The 19,225-nt window shown below is 72.3% G+C and carries 12 protein-coding genes; 6 read left to right on the plus strand and 6 right to left on the minus strand.

Annotated elements, in window-relative coordinates; all coding sequences use genetic code 11:
* The first annotated feature begins 15 nt into the window (after nt 1-15).
* Nucleotides 16-798, plus strand: coding sequence for an SDR family NAD(P)-dependent oxidoreductase (locus FRAEUI1C_RS30305; RefSeq protein ID WP_013427200.1), 783 nt, complete (start codon nt 16-18; stop codon nt 796-798).
* A 13-nt stretch (nt 799-811) separates the two neighbouring features.
* Here FRAEUI1C_RS30305 and FRAEUI1C_RS30310 read toward each other — a convergent pair whose 3' ends face one another.
* From FRAEUI1C_RS30310 to FRAEUI1C_RS30320, 3 genes are all read right to left on the minus strand, one after another.
* Nucleotides 812-2,935, minus strand: coding sequence for a hypothetical protein (locus FRAEUI1C_RS30310; RefSeq protein ID WP_013427201.1), 2,124 nt, complete (start codon nt 2,933-2,935; stop codon nt 812-814).
* Nucleotides 2,936-3,146: 211 nt separating this feature from the next.
* Nucleotides 3,147-4,067, minus strand: a complete 921-nt coding sequence (locus FRAEUI1C_RS30315) for an NAD(P)-dependent oxidoreductase (protein WP_049807033.1) — start codon at nt 4,065-4,067, stop codon at nt 3,147-3,149.
* A 197-nt stretch (nt 4,068-4,264) separates the two neighbouring features.
* A complete protein-coding gene (locus tag FRAEUI1C_RS30320; protein ID WP_013427203.1) occupies nt 4,265-5,992 on the minus strand; it encodes a dimerization/docking domain-containing protein in 1,728 nt (575 codons plus the stop codon).
* A gap of 195 nt (nt 5,993-6,187) precedes the next feature.
* Here FRAEUI1C_RS30320 and FRAEUI1C_RS30325 point away from each other — a divergent pair, with 195 nt between their 5' ends.
* The 3 genes from FRAEUI1C_RS30325 (at nt 6,188) to FRAEUI1C_RS30335 (ending at nt 10,541) form a co-directional block, all read left to right on the plus strand.
* Nucleotides 6,188-7,867, plus strand: coding sequence for an MDR family MFS transporter (locus tag FRAEUI1C_RS30325; RefSeq protein ID WP_013427204.1), 1,680 nt, complete (start codon nt 6,188-6,190; stop codon nt 7,865-7,867).
* Nucleotides 7,868-8,095: 228 nt separating this feature from the next.
* On the plus strand, nt 8,096-8,767 hold the full coding sequence (locus FRAEUI1C_RS30330; RefSeq protein WP_041261795.1) for a TetR/AcrR family transcriptional regulator: 672 nt from the start codon (nt 8,096-8,098) through the stop codon (nt 8,765-8,767).
* 34 nt (nt 8,768-8,801) lie between these two features.
* A complete protein-coding gene (locus FRAEUI1C_RS30335; RefSeq protein ID WP_013427206.1) occupies nt 8,802-10,541 on the plus strand; it encodes an MDR family MFS transporter in 1,740 nt (579 codons plus the stop codon).
* Nucleotides 10,542-10,932: 391 nt separating this feature from the next.
* Here FRAEUI1C_RS30335 and metG read toward each other — a convergent pair whose 3' ends face one another.
* Nucleotides 10,933-12,648 carry a methionine--tRNA ligase gene (gene metG / locus FRAEUI1C_RS30340; protein WP_157735095.1) on the minus strand — a complete coding sequence of 572 codons (1,716 nt, stop codon included), beginning with the start codon at nt 12,646-12,648 and terminating at the stop codon, nt 10,933-10,935.
* Nucleotides 12,649-12,727: 79 nt separating this feature from the next.
* Nucleotides 12,728-13,606, minus strand: coding sequence for a dTDP-4-dehydrorhamnose reductase (gene rfbD / locus FRAEUI1C_RS30345; RefSeq protein ID WP_013427208.1), 879 nt, complete (start codon nt 13,604-13,606; stop codon nt 12,728-12,730).
* A gap of 279 nt (nt 13,607-13,885) precedes the next feature.
* Here rfbD and FRAEUI1C_RS30350 point away from each other — a divergent pair, with 279 nt between their 5' ends.
* Together FRAEUI1C_RS30350 and FRAEUI1C_RS30355 are read left to right on the plus strand one after the other, a co-directional pair.
* On the plus strand, nt 13,886-15,928 hold the full coding sequence (locus tag FRAEUI1C_RS30350; protein WP_013427209.1) for a glycosyltransferase family protein: 2,043 nt from the start codon (nt 13,886-13,888) through the stop codon (nt 15,926-15,928).
* A gap of 181 nt (nt 15,929-16,109) precedes the next feature.
* Nucleotides 16,110-17,645: an LCP family protein gene (locus FRAEUI1C_RS30355; protein WP_013427210.1), complete on the plus strand. Its 1,536-nt coding sequence runs from the start codon at nt 16,110-16,112 to the stop codon at nt 17,643-17,645.
* Nucleotides 17,646-17,648: 3 nt separating this feature from the next.
* On the opposite strand, the gene FRAEUI1C_RS30360 is transcribed toward FRAEUI1C_RS30355, so the two are convergent.
* Nucleotides 17,649-19,205 (minus strand): LCP family protein, encoded by a 1,557-nt coding sequence (locus tag FRAEUI1C_RS30360; protein WP_013427211.1) that lies wholly within the window; start codon nt 19,203-19,205, stop codon nt 17,649-17,651.
* Between the last annotated feature and the right edge of the window lie 20 nt (nt 19,206-19,225).

The raw sequence follows: 19,225 nt of genomic DNA on the forward strand, positions 1-19,225 counted from the left end.
GGAGGTGACCACGGCATGACGACGCTGGCCGGGGGCGGGCAGGAACGGGTGTTAGCCGGCAAGGTCGCGATCGTGACCGGGTCCGGGCAGGGCGTCGGTCAGGGGATCGCCCTGGCGCTGGCCGGCGCGGGGGCGCACGTCGTGGTCTGCGGGCGCACCGAGGCGACGATCGACGCCACCCGGACCGAGATCGAGGCCCGGGGCGCCAGGGCCCTCGCGGTCCGCTGCGACGTGATGGTTCCCGACGACCTGGACCGCCTGGTGGCCCGGACCGTCGAAGCGTTCGGAACGGTCGACATCCTGGTCAACTCGGCGATGGTCGTCCCGGCGGGCACGCTGTTGGAGATCAGCGAGGAGGCCGTCGCGGCGGGCTGGGAGTCCGGCCCGCTCGCCGCCCTGCGCCTGATGCGGCTGTGCCACCCCTACCTGCGCGGCGGGGGCACCGTCATCAACGTCTCGTCGAGCGCCTCGGTGAACCCGTCGACGCACAGCCGGGGCGTGTACGCGGCGACGAAGGCCGCGTTGAACGCGCTTTCCCGCGGCGCCGCGAACGAATGGGGCCCCGACGGCATCCGGGTCAACACGATCTTCCCGCTGGCCAGCACCCCCGCGCTGCGGCGCTTCGCCGCGGAGGAGCCGGACGCGATGGCCGACGTCATCGCCGGCATCCCGCTGCGGCGCCTCGGCGACCAGGAGACGGACATCGGCGCGGCAGCCGTCTTCCTCGCGAGCCCCGCCTCCTCCTACATCACCGGCGCCATCCTGCCGGTGGACGGCGGCGCCGCCTACGTCCGGTAGACCCGCCGGGCGATCAGGAGAGGCGGGGCGTCGCCGGTGGCCGACGGGGAAACGGCCACCGGCGCGGCAGCCACCGGGCGAGCGGGCCGCCGCCAGGCCAGCGCGGCAGCGGCCAGCGCGGCACGGCGCTGCCCGCGAGGGTCCAGAGCGAGCAGGCGAGGCAGCCAAGCCCGAGCCCCGCGCAGAGAGCCAGGAGCCACAGGACCGCGGCCGGCGAGTGGACGCCGGACATCACCAGCGCGGCCGCCAGCCGCCGGGCCGGGTGGTAGCGCGCCAGGACCGGGTACTTGAAGGCGAGCTCACGGGTGAACATCACTGCCGCGAACGCGCCGAGCCCGGCGACGACCAGGACCGTCGGCAGGCCGCGCCGGGCGAACGGCAGCGCGGCCAGGGCGGTGGCGAGCAAGAGCGCGGCGATCGGGATCGCCGGGAGCAGGTAGCGGGCGAACCACATGCCACCGGCGGCGACGTAGCCGACAAGCGTGGCCGTCACCACCACGACATGCAGCGCGATCAGCAGCCAGGCGACCACGGCCAGCGTTCGCGACCGCCAACCGCTGTCCAGGCCCGGCAGGGACCAGCGAGCCACCCAGCGCGCTACCGCCAGCAGCAGGCCGGCCGCGAACACCCAGAGCAGCAGCGTCGGCACGGGTCGCAGGACCGGCCCTTCGCCGATCAGGGCGACGCGCCCGAACGAGCCCCGATAGATCGCCGACCAGAACGCCTCCGAGCGCAGAATCTGCGGAATCGACATCGGTGACGAGCTGGTCGGGAACATCCGGGCGATCAGGCCCGAACCGGTGATGTCGCCGTAGAGCGACTGGTTGCGTCGGTAGAACCAGCCGATTCCGGCGACGAGCACCGCGACGCCGGCCACGGTCGTCGCGGCACCGCGTCCGACCTGTCGCCAGACCGGCAGCCGGCCGCGTCGTTCGGACGACCTTCCCGTCTCCTGCTCGTCCACGACCGTGCCGTCGGCCCGCGGCGGGGGTGGGGACGGGACGTCCCGCGGCGGAACAGCCCTGGACAGGCCCGCGTGCAGGGCGACGGCGATCCCGGCGGTCGGCACGATCAGGCCCGCGGCCAGCAGTCCACTGGCTCGGGTGGACGCGGCCGCCAGCACCGCGGCGCCGAGGACGACGAGCCTCCCCGTCGACGGTCCACGGCGCAGCACGACCACGACCGCGGCCAACGCCAGGGTGATCGTCAGCACCGCGAGCGCGTCGTTGTAGACCTGACCGGCCGTGTTCACGAACATGCCGATGACGCCGGTGATCGCCGCGGCACCGACCGCCAGGTCCGGGCGGCCCGGCAGTAGCTCGCGGACCAGCCAGGCGACGGCCACCAGCGCGAGGATGCCGAACCCGATGTTGACGAGCCGCGCGGCGCGGAACCCCGCGATCGGATGACCGGCCTCCAGGCCGATCTTCAGGGGTACCGCCTCGATCGCGTAGAACAGCGGCGGATGGTTCGCGGTGTAGGTCATCTGGGTGTTGCCACGGATGCCCCGTGAACCGCGGGCGCAGGCCGGCATACCGCCGTCGACGGACATCTGCACGGCCAGCGAGGTCGGACGGGAGGCCGTGCTGGCCGGGACCGCCGAGGTTCGGGCGCCCTGGGAGCCCGAACCGCCGCCGGGGCCCGGAGTGGCGCGGCCCGGGTTGAGGAGGTCTGGAGTCGCGCGGACCGTCGACGAGACGGTCTTGACGGTCCGGCCCCGGTCCCTGGTCGCGCCCGGCACGGCGCCCGGCACAGCGGCCGGGCCGGCGCGCCCGGTGCCGTGGGACCGGCTGTTCACGCCGAGCCGGGCGATCTCGATCCCCGCTCGGGCCTGCTCGGGGGTCACCCGGCAGTCGGCCGGAATGCCGGGCATTCCGGGCAGCACGGCGTGAACGGGAGTACCGAGGACGGGGAGGGTCCCACTCGCGACGTCGAGCGCGTAGGAGGTGTGCTGGGCCTCGTCACCGCTGGTGAACGGCGGCATGGCGAGCGCCGTGAGCCCCGCCAGCGCCGCGAAGACCAGTCCCGCGCCGACGACGCCGAGCGCCACCCACCGCCGCACCACCGCGGCTCCGCCACCGCCGCCGGTCTCGCGCTGGGTCAGGCCGTGCTCGTTACCCGACAGCCCCGTCGCCACGTAAGTTCCCGATCGCCCGCGGGCGGCCGGCCGCGCCGGCCAATTCGCCCAAAGGAGACCGTAGCCGCCGACCCGACCGGTCCGGCACGCACCCTACGCAGCCAGGCGATCACGGCGAAACGCGCCGGCCGTCGACGGACCGGCTCGGGCCGTGACGCTGCGAGCCCTACTCTGGGGCCCTGACGCTGGGGCCCTGACGCTGGGGCCCGGGTCAGGCCTCGGCCGAGTACGCCGAGTAGGGGCGACGGGACGGGTCCGCGGCGCCGGGTGGCGCGGCGTCGGTGTCCAGCGCCGGCAGGTCCGCGATGGCGGCGAAGTCGTGCTCACCCTGGCCGCGGCGGGCGGCCTCGGCCGTCAGCTGGAGCACGGCCTGCGCCACACCGAGCTGGCGAGGGGTCGCGCGGCAGGCGAGGCGGACGTCCTTCGCCAACGCCTCGACCGTGAACGCGGCCGGGGTGAAGTCCCCGGACTCGATCATCGCCCGCTTGTAGCCGAGCACGCCGCCGAGGAAGCCGCCGGCCAGCTCACCGACGACCAGATCCCGGTCGAGGCCCAGGTCGGCCCCCAGGGCGAGGGTCTCGGCGATGCCGGCCATCGCCTCGGCGAGGCTCAGGTTGACCACCAGCTTCAGTGCGCTGCCGGCGCCGACCTCGCCCACATGGACGATCTTCGCCGGGTCACCGAACAGCTCGAGTACCGGCCTGGCCGCGGCGAGATCGGCCGGGCTCGCGCCGACGAGGATCTTCAGCGTGCCGTCCCGGGCCGGGCCCAGGGTCCCGGCGACCGGGGCGTCGACGTAGCGCAGCCCGGCGGCGTTCGCGGCCCGGCCGAGCTCGCGAGCCGCCTCGGGCCCGACTGTGGTCCCGTTGATGACCAGGAGACCGGTGGGGGCCGCCACGTGGACGGACTCCATCACCTCGCCGGCCGACTCCGGCCCGAACAGCATCAGCACCGCGACGTCGGCGTCGGCCACCGCGTCCGCCACCGACCCGGCCTCGCGGGCACCGGCCGCGACCAGCTCGGGCGCCCGTGCCGGCGTCCGGTTCCAGATCGTGAGCTCATGCCCGCCGGCCAGCACGTGGGCCGCCATCAGCCGGCCCATCTTCCCCATCCCGAGAAACGCCACCCGCACGTCGGACCTCCCGTCGTCGCCAACCCACCATCGGGTCCCGTGGCTCCCCGCGGCCGACAGCACCGTGGCCACCGCCCCGCCTCGCACGGCGGCACCTGCCGCAAGGAACAACGCGGCCGCCCCGAACTATTGCCTACCCGGCTCAACCCGCCTCGCGCGCCGACTGGCCCAGGTCGCTGGCTGCCTGCGACCGCCTGTCACGGAATGGCCACCGTCTCGGCACTCCGGTCCAGTGTCGCGGCCGGGTCGGAGGTGGCGGCCGGGTCAGTGGACGGGATCACGGCGCCAGGCTCGGGCATGGTCCGCGCGGCGCCGCGACGCAGGGCGCGGGCGAGGCTGGCTGCGCCGAGGATCGCCGCGGCCCCGAGGATCCCGATCACCGAGGCCAGATACCGGTAGTCGAAACCCGCGGTCGCCGCGCTGAGCGCCAGGACGGACAGGCCGCCACCGCCCAGCAGCCAGAACGCCGGTGGCGGGCCGGGCCGGCGCCGCAGTCGCGCGATCGGCACGGCCAGCAGCCCGGCCACCAGCCCTGCCCCGACCAGCGGCATCGGCGCGTAGGCCAGCCGGGCGTAGGCGGCCAGCGGCCCGGCCAGCCCGTGGTTGAGCCTGGTCGTGACGAAGTAGCCGTCGGCTGCGCGCCGGTCGCTGTCCTGCGCCGCGTTGGTCAGCTGGTCGGGCAGCTCCCAGGTGTCGGGCCGGGAGGTCGTCGACGTCTCGTGCCGGGTCGGCGCGAAGTAGCCGGCGAAGTAGTCGGCCGAGGTCCGCAGCAGCATCCCGGGCTGGGCCCGGATGACGGCGTCCGCGAACTCTCCGGCCAGCTGCTCGCGGCCCTTCGGGATGCGGGTGTGGCCCTGGCGCAGCGGCGAGTTGGCCAGCCAGAGGTAGCTGTCGGGCTGGCCACGGTCTGCGACGGGCCTCGGGTCACACAGCGTGGACAGCTGCGGCCGGTCCGCGGGCAGCACCGAGCAGTCGGCGAACGGCGCGACCCGGCCATAGAGGAAGAACCCGGAGTGCGCGGACACCGTGAACCCGGCGCCCTCGGACGCGCTCCACCCGCTGTAGGCACAGATCGGCGCGGCGGCGGCCAGCCCGAACGACAGCAGCAACGCCCCCGCCTGGGACGCCGCGCGAAGCCGCGAGACGCCGCCCGAGCGGTGGGCCCGCACGGCCGCGGCGCCCACGGTCAGCGCCAGGACGACGAAGCCCACCGCGAGCGGCCCGTAGCCGACGGTCCGCACCGGCAGGCTGGCACCGAGCAGCAGCCCGGCGACGGGGACGACCGACAGCCGGGGCCGGCCCGGCACCGCGAGCAGCAGCAGGCCAAGCCCGGTCAGCGCGCTGAACAGCGTCTCCGCGAGCACGAACTGGCCGAGATCCAGCACCCACGGCGACAGCAGCACCGGCGCCGCGCACAGCGTCGCCAGCCACGGCCGGCGGGTCACCCGGACGGCGACGGCGTAGGTGACGACGCCGACGAGGAACGTCAGCGACTGCTGGACGAGGACCAGCCGGGTGAGGTGCTCCTCGCCGCGCACGAGCCGCAGGAACATCGGGTAGCCGCTGGGCCGCCAGTCCGCCGGCCACAGTCCGTGCCAGGTCTGGTCGAGATAGGCGCCCGAGTCGCCGAGGTACATCAACGCCGGCTGGTAGGCCGCGACGACGATCCCCCGGGCCGCGAGGGCGACCGCCGCGATCAGCCCGAACAACGCGTGGCGCCGCAGCAGCCGTCCGAGCCTGGACCCGGCGCCAGGACGCGCCTCGGGGTTGACCGGGGCGGGGCCAGCGTCCGCTTCGGCCGAGTCCGCTTCGGCCGCGGCCGCCGCGGGGTCGGATCTGGGCTCGAAGGGCCCGCGGGTGGCCGTGGGTGACTGGGCCATGACCGTCGGGGCGGTCATGGCCGGCTCGTCGGTCGGCGTCGCCATCGCCTCCAGTGTCCCAGCCGTCCCACCTGCACCGGCCCGTGGGGCGATCGGCCCGTTTCGTCCGGGTGGCGCGCCCGCCCCCGGCACCTGGTGACCCAGATCTCTGCAGTTCGGGAATTTTTGCGTTGACTGCAAACTTGTAGGAGAGGCAAAGTTGTAGTGGATGCACGATGGACCAGCGGAGGAAGCAAGCACATGTCTTCACCACGTAGCGCCGGCCTGACCGACGGCGCGCAAGCCGACGCCGGCGGAGGCGTTACGCGGGCGACCGGCCGCACGGACCGCCGAATCTGGCTGATCGTCGCGGCGCTCGGCACCGGCCTCCTGCTCGCCTCGCTCGACCAGACGATCGTCGCCACCGCCCTGCCGACGATCGTCGGAGATCTCGGTGGAGCTGCCCACCTGTCCTGGGTGGTCACCGCCTACCTGCTCGCCTCGACCGTGTCGACCCCGATCTGGGGCAAGCTGGGCGACCTCTACGGCCGCAAGCGGTTCTTCCAGGCGGCGATCATCATCTTCGTCGTCGCGTCGGCGCTCGCCGGGCTCAGCCAGTCGATGGCGCAGGTCATCGGGTTCCGCGCCCTGCAGGGCCTGGGCGGCGGCGGCCTGGTCGTCGGAGCGATGACGATCATCAGCGACGTGGTCTCGCCCCGCGAGCGGGGCCGCTACCAGGGCGTCTTCTCGGCGCTGTTCGCCACGTCCTCGGTGCTCGGCCCGCTGCTGGGCGGCCTGTTCGTCGACCACCTGTCGTGGCACTGGATCTTCTACGTCAACGTCCCGGTGGGCGCTGCCGCGCTGGCCGTCGCGACGCGGGTGCTGCCCTCGATCCGGTCGACCGTCAAGCGCTCCGTCGACTACCTGGGCACCGCGCTGCTCGCGGCCGGCGCCACGTGCCTGGTGCTGTTCACCAGCCTCGGCGGCTCGTCGCTCGCCTGGGGCTCGGCGCCCAGCGTCGGCCTGGCCGTCGGTGGTGTCGCGCTGCTCGGTGTGTTCGTGCTGGTCGAGCGGCGGGCGACCGAGGCCGTGCTGCCGCCCCGGCTGTTCACGATCAAGGTCTTCCGGGTCGCCAGCCTGATGAGCTTCGTCGTCGGCTTCGCGATGTTCGGCGCGATCACCTTCCTGCCGCTGTTCCTGCAGATCGTCAAGGGCATCGACCCGACCGTGTCCGGCCTGCAGATGCTGCCGATGAGCCTCGGCCTGATGATGGCCTCGATGACCACCGGCCGGCTGATCTCCAGCTGGGGCCGCTACAAGGTCTTCCCCATCGTCGGAACGGGTCTGATGACGGTCGGCATCGCGCTGTTCTCGCTGCTCACCCCAGACGTCTCGACGTTGCGGCTCAGCCTGTCGATGTTCGTGTTCGGCGTCGGGATGGGCCTGGTGATGCCGGTGCTGACGCTGTCGGTGCAGAACGCCGTCGAACCGCGTGACCTCGGCGCGGCCACGTCCGGCGCGACGTTCTTCCGCTCGATCGGTGGATCGTTCGGTACGGCGGTGTTCGGCACGATCTTCGCGAACGTGCTGAGCGGCAAGCTGGCGCACCTGATGGGCGGCCACGCGCTGCCGGGCGGCGTCTCCGGCTCGGACGTGAGCCCAAGGCTGATCGCCAGCCTTCCCGCCGCGCTGCGCACCGGGTTCATCCAGACCTACACCGACTCGCTGCAGGTCGTCTTCCTGGTGGCCGTGCCGATCGCGTTCCTCGGCTTCCTCACGGCCTGGCTGCTGCCGGAGCTGCGGATGCGCCGTACGTCCGGTCTCGATGCCCGCAAGGAGGCCGCCGCGGACCTCGTCGAGGTGACGGTCCCTGACACGGTTCCGGCCGACCTCGCGGTGCTGGGCCGGACCACGGTCACCGCGACGGCCACGGCCACCTGACCACGTCCCACCGGGCGTCCGACCACGGCCGCCGGCCCGCCACCCCGGCGGTCCGGCGGTTTGGCGGTTTGCGGTCCAGCGGGGCTCGGCTAGATTTATTCAGAGACTGCAAAGTTGTATGGCGAGCAAAGTTGTAGCATCAGCAAAGTTGTAGCACGCGCATGATTCGGCGACCTGACGCAACCGAGCCTGGAGCGACCGAGGCAGCGCGGGAGGAGGCCCCTCATGATGAGTGATCTCGCGGACGCCGCGGTACTCGCGGACGCCGCGGTGGCAGCTGTGCCGGTCGAGCTCGGCCTGCGGGAGCGCAAGAAGCGCCAGACCCGACAGGCCATCCGGGACGCGGCCGTCCGCCTCGTCGCCGACCGCGGGCTGGAGCGGGTGACGGTCGACGAGATCGCCGCCGCGGCCAACGTCTCGCCGCGCACGTTCTTCAACTACTTCCGGTCCAAGGAGGACGCCCTCGGCGGCATCGACAACGACGAGGTCGACGACGCCTGCGCGGCCTTACGAGCCCGGCCGGCGGACGAACCGCCGCTGACCGCGATCGCGAACGTCCTCATCGCCCGGATGGAGCGCAAGGTCCAGGATCCGTCGCTGCACCGGGCGCGGGCGCAGATGCACCACGCCAACCCGCAGTTGTTCGGCGCCCAGGCCGCGACCCTGCGCAACTTCGAGCGCAGGCTCGCCGAGGTGATCGGAGAGCGGGCCGGTCTCGGCGTCGATGAGCATCCCTACCCGATGACGGTCGTGGTCACGGCGATGGCCCTCATCCGGGCGACGATCGGCCATTGGCAGCGGAGCGACGACCTGTCGGCCCCGCAGCTGTCCGACGCCCTACGGGCTGGCTTCGCCAACCTCGCCCAAGGCCTGCCGGTGCCCCCCAGGTCCTCCTCGTGACCCAGTCCGCCCCCGAGACGCTCCGGGAGAGCCGATGACCTCCGCAAGCACAGCGAGCAGGGCCGCCGAACCGGCGGCCGAGGGCTCGGCGCCCTCCGACGACCCCGCATCGTCCGGGGGCCGGCGGGTCGGCCTGATCCTGATCGCGCTCGGCATCGGCCTGCTGCTGGCCGCGCTCGACCAGACGATCGTCGCGACCGCCCTGCCCACGATCGTCGGCGACCTCGGCGACGCCCAGCACCTGTCCTGGATCGTGACCGCCTACCTGCTCGCCTCGACCGTGTCGACGCCGCTGTGGGGCAAGCTCGGCGACCTCTACGGCCGCAAGATCTTCTTCCAGGCCGCGATCATCATCTTCCTCGTCGCGTCGGCGGTCGCCGGCCTCAGCCAGTCGATGGGCGAGCTGATCGCGTTCCGCGCGCTGCAGGGCCTCGGCGGCGGTGGCCTGATCATCGGCGCCCAGACGATCATCGGCGACGTGCTCTCGCCCCGGGAGCGCGGCCGTTACCAGGGCGTCTTCAGCGGGCTGTTCGGCTTCGCGAGCGTCGTCGGGCCTCTGCTCGGCGGCCTGTTCGTCGACCACCTGAACTGGCGCTGGGTCTTCTACGTCAACCTGCCGCTCGGCGCGATCGCGCTGGTCATCGTCGCGTCGGCCCTCCCGTCGACCCGCAACCGGGTGAAGCGGACCATCGACTACCTCGGCACGGCCCTGCTCGCCGGCGCGACCACCTGCCTGGTGCTGTTCACCAGCTTCGGCGGTACGACGCTGGCCTGGGGCTCGGCGGCGAGCATCGGCCTGGTCGTCGGCGGAGTCGTGCTGCTGGTGGCGTTCGCCTTCGTCGAGCGGCGTGTCCCGGAGCCCGTCCTGCCGCCCAGGCTGTTCGCGAACCGGGTTTTCAACATCTCCAACCTGATGGGCTTCGTCAGCGGCTTCGCGATGTTCGGCGCGATCACCTTCCTGCCGCTGTTCCTGCAGGTCGTCAAGGGTGTCGAGCCGACCATGTCCGGACTGCGGCTGGTGCCGGTGATGGGCGGCATGCTCGTGTCGTCGACCCTGACGGGCCGGCTTGTCAGCCGGACCGGCCGTTACCGGGTCTACCCGATCGTCGGTTCCGTGCTGGTCACGGCGTCCCTGCTCATGCTCGCCTGGCGGCTCACACCGGAGATCGGCACCGGCGAGATGGTCATCTACCTGGCCTTGCTGGGCTTCGGCCTGGGCGGCGTCATGCCGGTGCTGGTGGTGTCGGTGCAGAACGCCGTCGAGTTCCGCGACCTGGGCGCGGCCACCTCGGGTTCGGCCTTCTTCCGCTCGATTGGCGGTTCGTTCGGCACCGCCATCCTCGGCGCGATCTTCGCGAGCCACCTGACCGAGAAGCTGCCCCAGGCGCTCGGCGGAATGTCGCTGCCCGCGGGCTTCTCACCGTCCTCGGTCAGCCCGAAGCTGGTCGCCGGTCTCGCGCCCGCGCTGCGGCACGGCTTCGAGAACGCCTACACCGAGTCCCTGCAGGTGGCCTTCTGGGTCGCCGGGCCCGTCGCCGCGCTGTCGGTCATCCTCAGCCTTTTCCTGCCCCAGCTGAACATGCGCTCGACCGTGCACGTCGACGCCGACGGGAAACGACCGGAGAGCCCGGACGCGCCGGTCGCGGCCGCCGCGGCGGTCGAAGGCGTGACCGCAGCGGTCGCGGTCGGCGGTGTGGCCGAGCCACGGTCGACGCACGAGCCGGCGGTTCCCGCGTCGACGGGGGCTCCGACCAGCGCGGAACGCTCCGGGTAGCACCGGGCACGACCGCCGAGGAGGCCCGCGAGGCCTGATCGCCCAGCTTCCCGGGCTTCCTCGGCGGTCGGCCGCGGTCCCGTGCGCGGGTCGCCGCGCTTGTGGGCTGTGGCGACGCCGGTTTCCGCACGCAATCAGTGATCACTGACGGCCGTTCTCACGCCTAGGTGACCTTGATCGCGAACTGCGCATGCAAATCGTCGCTCGGCGTCGTGTTTTGCACCTTTTATCCATACGCAACTAGCGATCATGGCCGGTTAGACACTCGAGATCGACCGAAGATCGCCAGTTGGGTATGGATTTCGACATCTAGCCTCGCGTCCTCGGTGCGCGCGACACGTTCCTTGGGGTCGCCGGCCTGGGTGAAGCTGGGTGCCAGGCCCGGAGGGAGCTAGGCGGTGGGCTCCGGGCGGTCGAGGGCCTTGGGGTCGAGCTTGATGAACAGGCCTCCGGCGGACCAGTCGAGGCGGCGGCCGGCGGGGACCTCCTGGCGGCGCCAGACGGTCAGGTCGACGCCGAGCACGTCCTGGAGCCGCTCGGTCGAGAACGGCAGGAACGGCGCCAGCGCGACGGCGATACCCGCGATGGCCTGGATGGACGTGGCCAGGCTGCGGGCGGCGGCGTCACGGTCGACCTTGACGGTCTTCCACGGCTCCTCGCGGTAGAGGTACTGGTTGACCTCGCCCGAGGCCTCCATCGCGGCCCGCAGCGCGGCCCGCAGCTCCACCTTCTCCAGCAGCTCCGCGGTCCGGGCGAGACCCTCGTCGACCTTGGCCAGCAGCTCCGCGTGGCTGCCGCCGAGCTCCTCCGGCGACGGGACGTCGGGCAGGACACCGTCGAAGAACTTGTTGATCTGGGCCATCACCCGGTTGACCAGGTTGCCCCAGTTGGCGATCAGCTCGTCGTTGACCCGGCGGATGATGTCGCCGTCGGAGATCTCCGTGTCGTTCTGCTCGGGCAGCACCGTGGCCAGCGCGTAGCGCAGCGCGTCCGGCTGCAGCACCTCCAGGTACTCCGGGACCGAGCGCCCGATCCCGGCCGACTTGGAGGCCTTCGCCCCGCCGAACGTGACGTACTGGTTGGCCGGCACGTCGGTCGGTAGGTCGAGGCCGCCGTAGCCGAGCAGCATCGCCGGCCAGATCACCGTGTGGAACGGGATGTTGTCCTTGCCGACGAAGTAGTAGGCCGCGGCGTCGGGGTTCTCCCACCAGTCCCGCCAGGCCTCAGGGGCGCCGGCGATCGTCGCGGCCCACTCCTTGCTGGCCGACAGGTAGCCGATCACGGCCTCGAACCACACGTAGATCCGCTTGCCGGGCCCGAGCTCGTCGGTGGGCAGCGGGACGCCCCAGTCGAGGTCACGGGTGATCGCCCGGTCGTGCAGGCCGTCCTTGACGAACTGGAGCGACCAGTTGATCACATGGCGGCGCCAGCCGGTGCGGGTCTCCAGCCAGGCCAGCAGCGGCTCCTCGAGCTTGGAGAGGTCCAGGAAGAAGTGCGACGTCCGCCGCTGCTCGGGAACGGCGCCCGTCATCTTGCTGCGCGGCTCGATCAGCTGGTCGGGGTCGAGGGTGCGCCCGCAGTTCTCGCACTGGTCGCCGCGCGCGCTCGGGTACGCGCAGTGCGGGCAGGTCCCCACGACGTAGCGATCCGGCAGGAACCGCCCGGCCTGCGGGTCGTAGAACTGCGTCGTCTCCTGGACGGAGATGTAGCCGGCCGCGCGCAGCCTGGTGAACACGTCCTGCGTGACGGCGGTGTGGTTGTCCGTCCGGGTCGACGTGAACAGGTCGAACGAGATCCCGAGCCGCTCCCAGATGTCCAGGAAGATCGGGTGGTATCGGTCGACGACCTGCTGAGGGGTGATGCCCTCCTCTTCGGCGCGCACCGTGATCGGCGTGCCGTGGGCGTCCGAACCGGACACCATCAGCACGCGGCGGCCCGCCATCCGCTGGTACCGCGCGAAGATGTCCGCCGGCAGGTACGCGCCGGCGATGTGTCCTAGATGCGGGGCGCCGTTGGCGTAGGGCCAGGCGACCGCCACCAGGGTGGGACGTCCCCCGGGCACGTCGCCGGCCCCTGGCGAGCTGGACGAGTTGATCTGCGCGGTCACGTGCTTCACGTTACCCGGCAGGAGCAAACCGGTTTCCGACCGCGACGGTGGCCGCGCCGCCGCCGTCCGGCCGTTCCTCCTATCCCCGCAGTTCGGCGGGATAGGCGGCGAAGGCCGCGCTCAGCGCGTCCCGCCAGGGGCGCGGGGCGGTGAGGCCCGCGTCCAGCCAGCTGCGGTTCGACAGCACCGAGAAGGCCGGCCGGGGCGCGGGGCGCGGGAACGCGGCCGTCGTCGTCGGCAACACCTTCGCCGGGTCCTCGCCGATCTCTTCCATGATCGCCTGGGCGAACGAGTGCCAGGTCGTGTCGCCGGCGTTGGTGAAGTGGTAGAGGCCGAACGAGGCGCCGGAGAGGATCAGCTCGATCAGCCCGGTGGCGAGATCCGCCGACCAGGTGGGCGAGCCGCGCTGGTCGTCGACGACGGTCAGGGTGTCGCGCTCGCGGGCGAGCCGCGCCATCGTCTTGACGAAGTTCTTCCCGACGGCGCCGTACACCCAGGCGGTACGCACGACGTACGACGACGGGCACAGCGCCAGCACGGCCTGCTCGCCGGCGAGCTTCGTGCGCCCGTAGGCGGAAGCAGGGGAGGTCTGGTCGTCGACCTCGTACGGCTTGTCGGCCAGGCCGTCGAAGACGTAGTCGGTCGACAGGTGGATCAGGGTCGCGCCGGCCTCGGCGCAGGCGGCGGCCAGGTGCGCCGGGCCGGTGGCGTTGACCGCGTAGGCGCCCACCTCGTCCGTCTCGGCGCCGTCCACGTCGGTCCAGGCCGCCGTGTTGACGACCGTCAGCCCGCCCTGGACCTTCGCCGGCCGGGCCTGGTCGCGGATCACTGCGCGAAGCCTGGCCGGATCGGTGATGTCGCATTCCGACCGGGTCAGTCCAGCGATCGCCGGCAGTCGCGGGTCGAGGGCCAGCAGCCGGCACAGCTCGGAGCCGACCTGGCCACCGGAACCGATCACGAGTACGCGCACAGCTCGCAGTCTGGCAGACTGCCAGGCCCTGACACCTACGTCAGGCCCTGGGACCATATCCGGGACCTGCGCTCCTGGGACCCAGGCCGGGTTAAAGACCAGGTTCAGATCCGGTCGTCGAAGCCGGGGAAAATCCACAGGTCCGGCACAGGTTAGTGTGGTTGCGTTGCGCCGGACCCCCGATGACATCGGGCCCCAATGACAGAGTCTGGGACCACCGCCGGCATCGCCGGGCGATGAGCTAGGCCCGGCACCGGGCGCGTCACGGTGCGCCCGCACGGAACTCCAGGGACCACGGAGCCGACGATCAGCGAGCGCACGGACACAGCGAACCCCGCGGACGGCGTCATCGACACGCCACCCGCCACCACGATGCCGGCCGACTTCGGGCCGAGGACGGCCGACGCCGACGGTGGCACGTCCGCGTCCGGTCCGCTGCCCGCCTACCCGGGCGAAGGACCACGGGCCGACCGCGCCGACGACGGCCCCGGCGCGGCCACGGGCAGACCGGGCCGGCGGCTGGCCCGCCCGGCAGGGGCGACCTGGCGGCGGGTCCGGCGGGTGCCGACGGTCGTGCTGGTGATCACCGCCCTGCACCTGGCCCTGCTGGCCACGTACTCGGTGGTGTACCCGACGTGGACCGGCTACGACGAGGCCCAGCACGTCGACATGGTCTACGGGCTGCTGCACGGCGACGGCTGGCCGGCGCCCGGCGACAAGATGATCTCCAAGGGTGTCGCCGCGACCTCGGACGCCTTCGACCGGGGCGCCTACGCGGACATGTTCCAGTCCGGCGGCAAGAAGCGCGGTTCGCCGTCGTTCGCCGAGATCACCCCGACGCCCAGGGACCAGCGCGACTCGTTCGACGCGCTCGGCGGACCGGCCCCGGTGACCGACGGCCGGCTTTCCAACCAGATGGTGCAGCACCCGCCGATGGTGTACGCCGTCGGCGCCGCGGTGCTAGGGGCGCTGCCCGCGACCAACTGGGCCTATGACCAGCAGGTCTACGTCCTGCGGCTGCTGAACATCCTGCTGGTCGCGCCGCTGCCGCTGCTGGCGTGGGCGACGGCGCGACGGCTGCGGCTGTCCGAGGCGGTGGCCCGGGGCGCGGCGGTCCTGCCGCTCGCGGTCCCCGGGTTCGACCGGGTCGGGGCGACGTTCAACAACGACGGCGTGCTGATGCTCACCACGGGTGTGCTGACGTTCGTGCTGGCCGGCGTGCTGCGCGGTGACCGGCGGCTGCGTACCGCGGTCTGGGCCGGGGTGTGGCTCGCGCTCACGTTCCTGTCGAAGGGCCTGGCGCTGCTGCTGCCGCTGATGGTCGTCGCCGCCTACCTGGTGGGCTGGTGGCACAGCCGGCCGCGGCGGGCCGCCGCCGTCCCGGCCGGACGGGGTGGGCGGGCGCGGGCGCTGGTCGGCTCCCTGCCGTGGGGGCCCGCGATCGTGGCCCTCGCCGTCGGCCTCGGGCTCGGCGGCTGGTGGTGGGTCCGCAACTACGTCCTCTACGGCGCCGTCCAGCCGAACGGCTGGGACGCCGATCCGCCGCGCCGCGAGTCGCTGCTGTTGCCGGACTCGTTCTGGACCTGGCTCTGGTACTTCATCAGGACGATGATCAGCCGGTTCTGGGGCGGACTCGGGATGTTCGAGCCCCCGCAGCTGACCCCGGTGGCGATCGTCGCGGCGACGGTGATCGTCGGCGTCGTCGCGATCGCGTGCCTGACGAACGGGCTCGGCCACGCGGCCCGGCGCACGTGGCTGGACCGGCTGGGCCGGGCGGCCATCCCGGTGGTGCTGCTGCTGCCGGTCGCCTTCGCCTACGTGACGGTCGCCCAGCGCAGCTGGGCCGAGTACGAGCAGTACACCCGCGGCATCGCCGTCCAGGGGCGGTACCTCTATCTGGGTCTCGTCGGCGCCGGGGTGGTCATCGCCGCCGGGCTCGCCCGGCTGCTCGGCCGCCGGGACCGGTGGACACCGGTCGTGATGCTGGTCGGGGCGCTGCTCATGCAGGCGTTCGCGCTGCTGGCGATCTGCAGCTACTACTGGCTGGGACGCGGGGTGCGCTTCACCCCGGCCCGGGTGCCCGACGTGGCGAACGCGATCGCCCGCTGGGCGCCGTTCCCGTCCGGGGTCACGTTCGCGATCCTCGCCGTGACGGCGGCGCTCGCGTTGGTCTCGCTGGCCTACGTCGGACGCTCGGCACTGCGGGAGCGGCCGTCGACGCCGCCGGACGCCGACGGTCGCCGCCACGTGCCAGCGCCGGCCGTCGGCGTCACCGGGCCGCGGCCAGAGCCGTCCGCGCTCACCGCCTAGCTGACCGCCTGGTCTCGCCCGCCCCCCTCGGGCCTCACAGCGGGCTCACAGGGCAGGAACATCTACGCACGGGTGTCGGGTACGCGCGACTACGAGCGGGTACCTTGAGTGTCGACATGAGTTCGGAGAGCAACAATCCTGCCGGTTGATTATCCGTGTAGGAGCGGGAGGTGCTCAGACGGTGACAGAAGCACCGCCAAAGCCTCTGGCATCCACCCTGGCGCTGCCCGCGGAACTCGACCCCCACGGCCCGCGGCCCGGTCGAGCCAGGGCCAAGGGCACAGCGGCCCGCACATTGGTGATCATCGCCGCGACGCTGTCCGCCCTCGTCTTCGTGGTTTCCGTCGGCGGCTACACCGTGTATCGGTACTTCGACGGCCAGATCGCCCGCATCAAGCTGAACCTGGGTAATGACCGGCCGGCCGCCGGCACCGGCGGGGCCGTCAACTTCCTCATCGTCGGCTCCGACAGCAGAGCCGGGACCGGCACCGAGTTCGAGAGCGAGGGCGCCGTCGACGGCGAGCGCTCGGACACGACGATCGTCGCCCACCTCGCGCCGGACGGGACGACGACGCTGGTCTCCTTCCCGCGGGACACGCTGGTCGCGATCCCGGGCCACGGCAGGGGCAAGCTGAACTCGGCGATCACGACCGGCGGCCCGTCCCTGCTGATCAGGACGATCGAACGCCTGACCCAGCTGCGGATCGACCACTACGTCCAGGTCGACCTCGCCGGCTTCCGCCAGATCACCGACGCGATCGGTGGCGTCACGGTCTGCGTGCGCGCCCTGCCCGACGGCAGCACGGCCAACCTGCACGACCCGTGGTCGCAGTGGACCGGGGTCGTCGGGGCCAACCATCTCAACGGCGAGCGGGCGCTGGCCTTCGTCCGCGAACGCCACGGCCTGCCGGACGGCGACTTCGACCGGATCCGACGTCAGCAGCAGTTCATCAGCGCGGTGTTCGCGAAGGCCACCAGCACCGGCGTGCTCACCAACCCGGTCAAGCTGGAGTCGCTGCTGCAGGCCGCGTTCGGCTCGCTGACGGTCGACGACTCGACGACGATCGACGACCTGCAGAAGCTCGCGACCCGGATGCACGGGCTGCGGCCCGACCAGCTGCAGTTCGAGACGATCCCGGTCCGGCCGCCGACCCCCGCGGAGGGGGCCAACGAGCTCGGCGAGCTCCCCGTCTACGGCTCGGTGCAGATCTACGACCAGCGGACCCTGGACGCCTTCCTCGCCCCGCTGCGCGGCACCCCGAGCCCGGCCAGCTCCGAGCCGGCCGCCACCGGTGGCCAGGGCATCAGCGCCGGCCCGGTCTCACCGCGGTCGGACTTCAAGGTGGACGTCTTCAACGCGACCGGCCTCGAAGGGACCGCCGGCCGCACGGCCAGCTCGCTGGCGACCGCCGGCTTCGTCGTCGGTGCCGCGCAGACCTGGTCCGGCAAGGCACCCGCGACCACCCAGGTCCGCTATCCGCCCGGCGACGAGGCCGACGCCCGCGCGCTCGGGGCGGTCGTGCCCGGCGCCAGCTTCTCCGTCGACCCGACGCTGACCAGCGGAACCGTCTCGCTGGTCCTCGGCAAGGGCTTCACCGGCCTGCGCGACGTGACCGCGCCGGCGACCACCCCGGCCGGCGGCAGCACCCAGGCCGCTCCAACCAGCCCGGCCCCCGCCACCACCGCCGCCCAGCTCACTGGCGGCTGCACCTACTGAGTCCTAAATGGTGCAGTTCGGCGGTGCCGGTGGGCCCTGCGGGGCCTGGGTCGTCGGCGCGGCCGCGGGGGTGCTGCCGCTGCCCGCGGCGGTTGGGGTGACCACGCCGGTGTACTGCGCGCCGAGGATCAGGTGGATGCCCTTGACGGACGGGTCCAGCCGGGCGATCGAGCCGGGAACCGCCGCCTGCACGGTCCACGCCGCCTGCTGCTGTCCGGTGCCGTAGATCACCCGCGAGGTGGTGTAGGTGAGGGCGTCGGCGTTGCCCGCGGTCGTCGCCTGGAAGCCCTTGCCCACGAGCGCGGTCGTCACCTTGGAGGCAAGGCCCTTGGTCATCGACCCGTTGTAGACCGCGACGCTGACCTGCGCGGGCGGGACGGTGACGGGGCCTGGGGTCGCTCCCGGGTCGGGCGTCGAGGGCGCGGCCGTGTCGTCGAGGGTGACGCCGTCGACGTGGCCGCCGAGCGGTACGACGATCTTGGCGAGGTCAACCGGGTTGTAGATCTGCACCGCGCCGTACGGGGCGAGCGTCCCGTCCTTGGGGTTGCCACCCTCGGCGACGGTCGGCGGGTGCGTCGGCAGGGTCTCCACGTGCATGGAGCCCGACGCCACGCCCTTCATCGACAGGGCCAGGCCCTTGAGGTCGGTGATGCTGGTGTTGTCGTCGAGGGTCAGCGCCGAGGTCGCCGCCGAGATCAACGCCTCCAGCTTGATCGGGTTCGTCAGGATGTCACTGCTGGAGGCCTTGCGGAACACCGCGCCCATGAACTGCTGCTGGCGGTGGATCCGGTCCAGGTCGCCCTGCGTGGACAGCCCGTGGCGCTGGCGGACGAAGGCGAGTGCCTGGTCGCCGTTCACGTGGACGGTTCCGGGGCCGCCGAGCCAGCCGCTCATCGGGTCGTTCGTGTTGGTGCTGTACTTGTGATCCTCTTCGACGTACTCCCGGAAGCTCGACGGCAGCACACAGACGTCGACGCCACCGATCGCGTTGGTGATCTGCTTGAAGCCCGCGAGGTCCATTGACACGTAGTGGTCGACCCGCATCCCGGTCAGGCCCTCGACCAGGCTCACCAGCAGGGTGGGCCCGCCGTCGGAGATCGCCGAGTTGAACTTGTCCTTGTGCGCCGCGTGGTGCTTGCCCTTCCCGTCGGTGTACGCCGGGATCGTGACGAGGGTGTCGCGCGGGAACGAGACCATCGTCGTGGACCCGTCCTTGGCCAGGTGAATCAGGATCGTCGAGTCCGACCGCTGGCCAAGCACCTGGGAGCCGCCGTACGCGTCGCCGCTGCCGGCCCGACTGTCGGTGCCGACCAGCAGGTAGTTCGACACCCCGAACGTCTTGTCCGGCCGGTTGCCGCCCAGGTTCAGCGAGATGTGGTGCACGTTGCCGTTGGCGTAGGTGTACTGGGCCCAGCCGCCGACGCTGATCAGCAGTACGAGGACCGACACGAGGCCCAGCAGGATTCGTACCGCCCGCCGGCCACCGCCGCGTCCACGCCGGCCTTGGCCACCGTCGTCCCTGGGGCTGAGATGGGGCGGAAGCGTTGTCGGGTAGGACACGTCCCCGGTCTCCCCTCTCG

This window comes from Pseudofrankia inefficax, assembly GCF_000166135.1.
GTDB lineage: Bacteria > Actinomycetota > Actinomycetes > Frankiales > Frankiaceae > Pseudofrankia > Pseudofrankia inefficax.